At 70.9% G+C, this 8,343-nt stretch carries 7 protein-coding genes and 1 CRISPR repeat array; all 7 genes read right to left on the reverse strand.

Going from position 1 to position 8,343, the window contains the following annotated elements:
- Positions 1–416: 416 nt before the first annotated feature.
- The gene (locus tag ACIG87_RS02965) at positions 417–875 is read right to left on the reverse strand and encodes a hypothetical protein (protein ID WP_396847618.1); all 459 of its coding nucleotides are present in this window, start codon (positions 873–875) and stop codon (positions 417–419) included.
- Positions 872–2,140, reverse strand: a complete 1,269-nt coding sequence (locus ACIG87_RS02970; RefSeq protein WP_396847620.1) for an MFS transporter — start codon at positions 2,138–2,140, stop codon at positions 872–874. Before ACIG87_RS02970 ends, ACIG87_RS02965 begins: the two co-directional genes overlap by 4 nt.
- 29 nt (positions 2,141–2,169) lie before the next feature.
- Positions 2,170–3,432: an ATP-grasp domain-containing protein gene (locus ACIG87_RS02975; protein ID WP_396847622.1), complete on the reverse strand. Its 1,263-nt coding sequence runs from the start codon at positions 3,430–3,432 to the stop codon at positions 2,170–2,172.
- Between the two features lie 19 nt (positions 3,433–3,451).
- Positions 3,452–4,750, reverse strand: coding sequence for a serine hydroxymethyltransferase (gene glyA / locus ACIG87_RS02980; RefSeq protein ID WP_396847624.1), 1,299 nt, complete (start codon positions 4,748–4,750; stop codon positions 3,452–3,454).
- Between the two features lie 333 nt (positions 4,751–5,083).
- Positions 5,084–6,256 (reverse strand): trans-sulfuration enzyme family protein, encoded by a 1,173-nt coding sequence (locus ACIG87_RS02985; RefSeq protein WP_396847626.1) that lies wholly within the window; start codon positions 6,254–6,256, stop codon positions 5,084–5,086.
- Between the two features lie 32 nt (positions 6,257–6,288).
- The gene (locus ACIG87_RS02990; protein WP_396847628.1) at positions 6,289–6,861 is read right to left on the reverse strand and encodes a carbon-nitrogen hydrolase family protein; all 573 of its coding nucleotides are present in this window, start codon (positions 6,859–6,861) and stop codon (positions 6,289–6,291) included.
- A complete protein-coding gene (locus ACIG87_RS02995) occupies positions 6,858–7,145 on the reverse strand; it encodes a nitrilase-related carbon-nitrogen hydrolase (protein WP_396847629.1) in 288 nt (95 codons plus the stop codon). Before ACIG87_RS02995 ends, ACIG87_RS02990 begins: the two co-directional genes overlap by 4 nt.
- Before the next feature lie 590 nt (positions 7,146–7,735).
- Positions 7,736–8,312: direct repeats of the CRISPR family, unit length 28 nt; unit sequence GGATCACCCCCGCCTGCGCGGGGAGCAG.
- The last annotated feature ends 31 nt before the right edge of the window (positions 8,313–8,343 follow it).

The raw sequence follows: 8,343 nt of genomic DNA on the forward strand, positions 1-8,343 counted from the left end.
CCCACTGCTCATCGGTGAGATCGCTCGGGTACGCCGCTCGTTCGCCCACGACCATCACAACGCCGACGAACCTCACCGGTTACGACACAGGCTCACCTTTTACGCCATTCACCGACGACCCGCTGGCGAGGGCCCGGCCCTCAGACCGTCTACAAACCCACACTGGACGAACGCTCTCGAATCACCCACTCAGTGCTCGCGCGACCTCGGCCTCGGTGTAGGGGGCGGCCGTCCTGGAAGGGACTGCGGAGTCTTGTCTGGATCAGTGCGGAGGCGTGGTGCTCTGCCTGGTCGGTCGGGTTGTCGGTCATGGCGCCTCTCCCACCTCCAACTGCAGTTGGCTGAATCGCGGACTGTGGTTGGCGCCCTGCTGGGTGGTCGCCCGCTGGGAGCGGCTGCAGCACGGTGGGGAAGCGTCAGTCCGCGAAGAGGTCGCTGGCGGGGGCATGGTGCGCGATCTCCCCGTCGAAGGCGTACCGGACGGTGATCCGCCAGCCGTCCGGATGGTCCGGGGCGGACTGGTGCCCGCCGAGGTGCACCCGGACCTCCTGCCCCGCCACCGAGACCTCGAAGGCCAGGTGATCGGCGCGGAGCCGTACCGCCTGGTAGCCGTACCGGCGGCGGATCGCGACCGCCGCCGCAGCAGCGGTCCAGACGGTCGCCGGCACGGTGACCCCGTCGCCGCCCAGGCAGCTGAGGTCGAACCGGCCCTGACCGGTGTGGCCCACCCCGATCAGGACGTCCGCCCCGGCCCCCCGGGTGGGTTGGCACAGGGTCCGGGCCAGGCCGGCCCAGTGCCGAGCCGGTACGTCGACCGCATTGACGACGAGGTGGTCGGAGGCGCCGCTCTGGAGCTTGACGAAGCGGATGTTCATCGCGTCCTACCTGTTCGGGAGAGGCGGGCGTCCTGCGGGATTGCCTGCGTCGGAGCCGCCGCCGGCCCGGCCGCGCCTCGACGGGCCCGGCGTTCGGTCCCGACCACGGTGGCCAGCGCGACCGCCGCCACCGCCAGGAGCACGGCGGGGAGCCCATACCGGTCGGTGAGCGCCCCCACGACGATCACGGTGACGGTCATCCCCGAGAACGCGACCCCGTAGAAGAGGACCATCACGGCGGGCAGGTCGGCCTGGTCGGTGCGGGCCAGCACCACCCCGAAGGAGATCAGGTACACGATCTCGAAGACCATCGTGTAGACGAAGTAGCTGGCGAAGGCCGGCACCGTCCAGTGCGTGGCGAACGGCACCAGCATCAGTCCGGCGGTCAGCGCGAAGAGCAGTCGAACCGGAGGTCGCCAGCGTCCCGGCAGGCCGGCCATCACCAGGACCATCCCGGCGACGATTCCGGAGACGCTCACCGCCTCCAGCCAGGACGCGCCGCTGGCCGGCGTACCGAGCCAGGTCAGCGGGAGCCAGACCCGGGCGATCTGGTTCACTCCCTGGAAGAGCACCACGGTCGCGACCAGATAGCTGAACGCCTGGGTCAGTTGCGGGTCCTGCCGCAGCACCCCCAGCGAGCGACGCCACACCCCGGACGCCACGCCGGTTCCGCTGCCCGGGGCGGGCGCGGGCGGCAGCGCCTGGCAGCAGGCCGCCGAGACCGCGAAGCCCACCGAGGCGAGCACGGCCACCACGACGACCGGCACCCGGCCGATCACTATCCCGCCGATCAGGCCCCCGGCCGCCGACCCCAGGAAGTACGCGCTGTTCAGCAGCGTGTTGCCCCGCTCCACCAACTCGTCCGGGAGGTACGTCTTGATGGCCACCCCCCGGGCGGACTTCGTCGTCATCTCCAGGAAGCCCCGGGCGACGAGGAGCAGGAAGACCGGGAGGAAGGTGGGCCCGAAGGCGACCCCGATGCCTACCGACACCACCACCGAGACCAGGTCGAGCCGGACCATGAGCGCCCGGGTGGGCAGCCGGTCACAGAGTCGGGTGGCGATCGGCATCAGCACGATCAGCGGCAGGAACTGCGCGGCGAAGACCAGCCCGGCGGCCAGCGCCTCCCCGCTGCGCTGGTAGTACGCCACCGAGAGCGCGACGAGCAGCAGACCGGTGCCGATCGTGCTGACGAACATGCTGCTCCACAGCGCGACGAACGGCCGGGACCGGGCCAGCGTACGGAGGCTGTCGCGGGTTTCCACGGGTGCCGCCTTCCTCTCTCGGGCGTCGGTCACCGGATCAGCGGTACGCCGACGCTCTTCTCGAAGAGGTCCAGCAGGGCGTCCGCCTCCCGGCTCGCCTCGGCGAGGTTCGCGCCCCGCACCTGGTAACGCGCCAGGATCTCCAGCTCGGCGACCTGCGCACCCGGCGTCAACCGGTACGGGTCGAAGGCGATGACCCGGTCGTCGTACTGGTCGAACCAGTCCAGTGGGATCTCGTCGGCCAGCCGGCCGGCCCGCAACGGCATCAGCTTCCGGGTCGTCACGCACGCGGTCGCTGCCGGCAGCGGCTCCTCGACGGGTTGGCCCAGGTGGATCCGGAGCAGGCTGTCGTGGATGTTCACCCCGGTCACGTGCTGGTAGAGGCTGGGCATCACTCCGCCCATCAGCCGGGGGTTCGCCTCGACCAGCACCGGGCCGTCGGCGGTGACCATCAGCTCGATGTGGAAGATCCCCAGGTCCAGGCCGAGGGCCCGGCAGACCTCCTCGGCGTACGCGAAGCACCGGTCGGCGGTCGCGGGCGTGACGTCGGCGGGCATGAACGCGCCCATCTCCACGCACTCGTTGGCGATCGCCCGGGGTCGTCCGGAGAGCATGAACCGGTAGAAGCGTCCGTTCCCGACCCCCACCTCGGCGGAGACCAGCTCCCCGATCAGGTACTGCTCGACCAGTACGCCCCGGGTGAACTGGTCGTGCATCAGCCGGGGGAGCCGCTCGACCTCGTCGAGCACCCGGCGGGCCGCCTCCGCCACCTCGGCGGGGGTGTCGGCGCGGAACGCGAGGATGCTGTCGGCACCGCTCGGCGGCTTCACGATGACCGGCAGGCCGATCGCCCCGGCCGCCTGGACGGCCTCCTCGACGGTGGACGAGACCGCGTAGCGGGCGGAGGCGAGCCCGGCGGCCGTGAGCCGGTCCCGGGTGCGTCCCTTGTGCCGCGCGGTGACCACGGCGTCGGTGTCGGTGAACGGCAGGCCGAGTTCCCGGGCCATCAGCGCGGTGGCCTCCACGCAGAACTCGTTCTGCGTGATCACCGCGTCGATGGGCTCCTCGGCCAGCACCGCACGGACCGTCGCGGTGAGCGTCGGGACGTCGCTGGCCATCTCGATCTGGCGTCTCCGGTGCACGGCTGCCAGGACCGCTGCGGTCTCGGCGTTGTCCGGGTACATCCGGTAGTCGGTCGAGGTGATCAAGGTGACCCGGTGCCCGGCGGACAGGGCCCGCCGCATGGCGTCCATGCCCGGCACGTTCGAGTCGACGAAGAGAATGTGTGCCATCGGTCCACCCTCCGGTGGGTCAGCGCTGGTGGATGGGGAACCGGCGGGCCAGTTCCTCGACCTGGGTCCGGACCTCGGTCTCGATCTTGGCGATGTGCTCGGACTGGTTGACCAGGCCGTCGAGGACGTCGGCGACGAGCCCGGCGAGGACGTGCAGCTCCGCGTCGCGCAGCCCCCGGGTGGTCACCGCAGAGGTGCCGAATCGCAGCCCGGAGGTGACCGAGGGCTTGTGCGGGTCACCGGGGACGAGGTTCTTGTTGCAGGGGATGCCGGCGTTCTCCAGGCTGCGTTCGGCGATGTTCCCGGTGAGGCCGTGCCGGCGCAGGTCCACCATGACGATCGGGGTGTCCGTGCCGCCGGTGACGATGTCGTAGCCACGGTCGGTGAGGACCGCGCCGAGCCGGCGGGCGTTGGTGAGCACCGCCTCGGCGTACTCCCGAAAGTCCGGTCGGAGGGCTTCGCCGAAGGCGACCGCCTTCGCGGCGATGAACTCGGGGAGCGGGCCGCCCTGCACGCCGGGGAAGATCGCCGAGTCCAGTTTCCGGCCCAGCACGGGGTCGTCGGTGAGGATCAGGCCGCCCCGGGGCCCGCGCAGGTTCTTGTTGGTCGTGCTGGTCACCACGTGCGTGTGGGGGAAGGGCGACGGGTGCACCCCGGCGGCCACCAGGCCCGCGAAGTGGGCGATGTCCGCCAGCAGGTACGCCCCGATCTCGTCGCAGACGGTCCTGATCCGGGCGAAGTCGACGGCCCTCGGGTACGACGAGCCGCCGACGACCACCAGCTTCGGGCGGTGCTGTCGGGCGAGTGCGGTGAGCTGGTCGTAGTCGATCAACCCGCTCTGCGGGTCGATGCCGTAGCTGACCACGGTGAAGTACCGGCCGGAGAAGTTCGAGCGTAGGCCGTGGCTGAGGTGGCCACCCGCGTCCAGCGACATGCTGAGGACGGTGTCGCCCGGCTGGAGCAGGGCGAAGAAAACCGCCTGGTTGGCCTGGGTGCCGGAATGTGGCTGGACATTCGCGTACTGGCATTTGAACAGTTCTTTCGCCCGGTCCCGGGCGAGGTTCTCGATAACGTCGAGATTGTCCATTCCGGCATGGAACCGTTTGCCCGGATAGCCCTCGATGGTGGTGAAGGAAACGATCGACCGAAATGCTTCCCGAGTGGCCAGGCTGGCGTAGTTCTTGGGGGCGAGCAGCTCCAACTGGCGTTGCTGGCGGCTCTCCTCCCGACTGATCGCTTCCTGCACCCAGGGGTCGGACCCGGCGAGCCCGGCATTGAAGAATGCACTGGCCGGCTCGTTGAACGCGCGCGTGGGCATCGCCCCTCCATTGCGGATGAGAATGCGTTGAAGCGGATCGGTTGACCTGGGTTCCGCGAGAATTCAGCGGCGTTGCTCCCTGCAGCCGGAGTAATTCAAACAGTAGTCATGGTCGATGTCAACACTGCTCAGACTCTTCTCCTTTCGTTCACAAAAAATCTACATATGCCGATATCTTTTGAACGTTAAGCGGTGCTTTGGTCGGCCGGTGTCCACGGTGGACCGTAGTGAGCTGCCGCTTCTTCTGCAGCGGTGATCACCGAACCGGGGCGACCGATGGCAGATACCGGATCAATGTGAATTGGTGATTGCGGAACGGATCGCTGTCGGACGTCAGCCGGCGACGAGGTCCAAGGCGCGGGTGAAGTCGGCGACGAGGTCGGGGGTCTCCTCGATGCCGGTGGAGACCCGGACCAGACCCTCGCCGATGCCGGTGTCGGCGAGCTGGTCGGCGTCGACGATCCCGGCCCACATCGAGCGCGGGTGCACCACGAGAGTGCTCACACTACCCAGGCTGGCCGCCCGTTTGGCCAGCCGCAGCTCGGCCAGCAGGGCCGCCGCCGCTGGCCGGCCGCCGGCCAGGTCGAGGCTGAACACGCCGCCGTACCCGCTCATCTGCTTGGCGGCGAGGTCGTGCTGGGGGTGGCTGGCCAGCCCCGGGTAGCGGACCCGGGCGACGGCCGGGTGCTGCTCGACGGCCCGAGCCAGCGCGAGGGCGTTGTCATTGTGCCGCGCCATCCGAAGCGGCAGCGTCCGGATGCCGCGCAGCAGCAGCCAGGCGTCGATCGGGCCCAGCGTCGCGCCGGTGACGATGGAGGTCTGCCACACCCGGTCGACCAGTTCGGCGGAGCCGACCACGACCCCCGCGGACAGGTCGGAGTGGCCGCCGAGGAACTTCGTGGCGCTATGCCAGACCAGGTCCGCGCCGAACGCCGTCGGACGCTGGTTGACCGGGGTGGCGAAGGTGTTGTCCACGACGGCATACGCGCCGTGGGCGTGCGCCAGGTCGACCACGGCGGTCAGGTCGGTCAGCTCCAGCAGCGGGTTGCTCGGGGTCTCGACCAGCACCAGCCTGGTCTGCGGGCGCAGCGCCCGGGCGAACGCGTCGACGTCGGTCTGATCGACCTGGGTGCAGGTCACGCCGAAGCGGGTGAGCAGCCCGGTGGCCAGCGAGGTGGTGCCACCGTACGTGCTGCGCTGCACGATCACATGGTCCCCGGCGGTCAGCAGGGCCAGCGCGATCGTGCTGATCGCCCCCATCCCGGACGCGGTGACCAGGCCCGTCTCCGCGCCCTCCAGTTCGGCCACCACTGCGGCGACCTGGGCATGGTTGGGGTTGCCGTAGCGGGTGTAGAAGGCGGCCCCGCGTACCTGCGTGGCCATCTCGGTGAACTGCTCGTCGGTCTCGGCGCTGAAGGTGGCGCTCTGCACGATCGGGGGCGACACCGCGCCGGCCGGGCTGAGCGCGTCGTCGCCGTGGATCGCGGTCGTGCCGATGCCGGTCACGGAGGCTCCTCGTTGTCGTTCGCTGGGGGTGGTCACGGTACGACGATCACCGGTGCCGGGGCGGGCGCCGGTGCGGCCCGGTCGGTGAGCATCCGCTGGGCGTCGCGCTGACGGCGCAGCCGTTCGTCGTCGAGATCGGCGACGGCCAGGCCAGCGGGGGTGCCGGCGTCGGCGAGGGGCCGGCCGTCGGGGGCGTACACGGCGCTGTGACCGGCGAAGTGCCACCCGCCGTGCGCGCCGGCGAAGTTGGCGAACACCACATAGCTGGTGTTCTCGAGGGCTCGGGCCGGGAAGTAGACGCTGCGCCGGTGGTCGGAGTCGCCGACGACGAACGCGCCGGGCACCAGGTAGGCGTCCGCGCCGGCCAGCGCGAGGCCCCGGGCGTGCTCGGGGAAGCTGGCGTCGTAGCAGACGCCGAGGCCCAGCCGCCAGCCGCGCACCTGCACGATCGTGTCGGTGGTGCCGGCGACGAAGACCCGCTGCTCGTCGGCGTCGAGGTGGCGCTTGTGGTACGTGGCGGCGACCGCCCCGTCCGGGCCGAGCACGTGGGCGGCGATCGCCCAGCCGTCGGCCCGCCGGGCACACCCGCCGACCACGGCGCTCACCCCGTGCTCCCGGCGACCCGGCCCACGGTGCGCAGGGCCGGGTCGCCGGGGGTCACCTCGCACCGGGTCACGTCGGTGGTGAGCAGCGGGTAGTCGTACCCGCAGAGCGACAGCTCGGGGAAGACGACCAGGCGGACGCCCCGGTCGGCGGCCGAGGCGATCGCGGCGACGTGCGCGGCGGTGTTGCCGACCAGGTCGCCGCCGACCGCCTCGATCTGCGCCGCCGCGACCCGCAGCGGCTCGCGTCGCCTGTCGTCGCCTGTCGTCACATCGTCTCCAGCCATCAGCGCAACCCGAAGAAGACCACCAGCCCGGTAGTCCAGACGATCATGAACCGTTCGACGAAGAGGCCGGTCACCAGGGTCACCACCCCGGCTACCAGGTACGGGATCTTCACGTCGGCGGGCAGCTCCCGGTCGCGGAAGACCAGCAGCGGAACGTACCGGGGGCGAAGGTGGCCAGCCCCATGCCGAGGATGAGCAGCAGAATCGACACCCGGTCACCTTCCGTCCACGTCGGCGGCGGCGTCGGCCGCCCGTTCCCGGTCGACACCGGCTCACCGGGCAGCCCGCGTGGCACGACCCCGGCGGTGGCGCGTCGTCGGGCGTCGCCCCCGCGCCCGGTGCGACCGATGCGACCTCTGGCCCCACCGGGCGCGCCGGGTCTCCCGGATCCAGCGGATCGGCCAGCTTCGGCGGGAACCAGCGACGTTCGATCCGCTCGCAGACCATCCCCACGCAGGCTCCACCGAGGGCGGCCACGATCATCCCCAGGTTGTACGGCAGACCGAGGCTGAGCATGGCCAGCGCCCCGGCCGAGACGGCGGTGGTCCAGATCTTCCAGCCGGCCAGGGCGCCGGCGAGCACGACCAGGAACACCACCCTCGCCTGCGCGGGGAGCAGACGTTCGACCCTCGGACGGTGCACGGGTACCTGGGATCACCCCCGCCTGCGCGGGGAGCAGTCGAGGAGCGGGAACGGTGGGCCCCGAGGGGAGGGATCACCCCCGCCTGCGCGGGGAGCAGGCTTGGGAAGGCAGGGGGGCCGCCCGCGCCGCGGGATCACCCCCGCCTGCGCGGGGAGCAGACAGCTACTCTAGCGGCTCAAGCCACGCAGGTGGGATCACCCCCGCCTGCGCGGGGAGCAGAACCTTGAGTGACCACAGTACAATGTCATCGACGGATCACCCCCGCCTGCGCGGGGAGCAGCTGCCCACGGGTGTCACCCGGTACGAGACCCAGGGATCACCCCCGCCTGCGCGGGGAGCAGGAGACCGGCGACGAAGCCGCCACCAGGGAGATCGGATCACCCCCGCCTGCGCGGGGAGCAGCGGGGCAAGCTGCCGCTCGGATCGTCGGACACCGGATCACCCCCGCCTGCGCGGGGAGCAGTCACCGAGGTTCGCGCCGGCCTCCTTCGCCCACGGATCACCCCCGCCTGCGCGGGGAGCAGCGTACACCGGACGGGCCCCGTCCGAGACCCG

This window comes from Micromonospora sp. NPDC051925 (genome assembly GCF_044548625.1).
Classification (GTDB): Bacteria; Actinomycetota; Actinomycetes; order Mycobacteriales; family Micromonosporaceae; genus Micromonospora.

Excerpts from the sequence above, each read along its gene's own strand:
- glyA (WP_396847624.1), bottom strand. The coding sequence starts at position 4,750 with ATGCCCACGCGCGCGTTCAACGAGCCGGCCAGTGCATTCTTCAATGCC.
- ACIG87_RS02975 (WP_396847622.1), bottom strand. The coding sequence starts at position 3,432 with ATGGCACACATTCTCTTCGTCGACTCGAACGTGCCGGGCATGGACGCC.
- ACIG87_RS02965 (WP_396847618.1), bottom strand. The coding sequence starts at position 875 with ATGAACATCCGCTTCGTCAAGCTCCAGAGCGGCGCCTCCGACCACCTC.
- ACIG87_RS02995 (WP_396847629.1), bottom strand. The coding sequence starts at position 7,145 with ATGGCTGGAGACGATGTGACGACAGGCGACGACAGGCGACGCGAGCCG.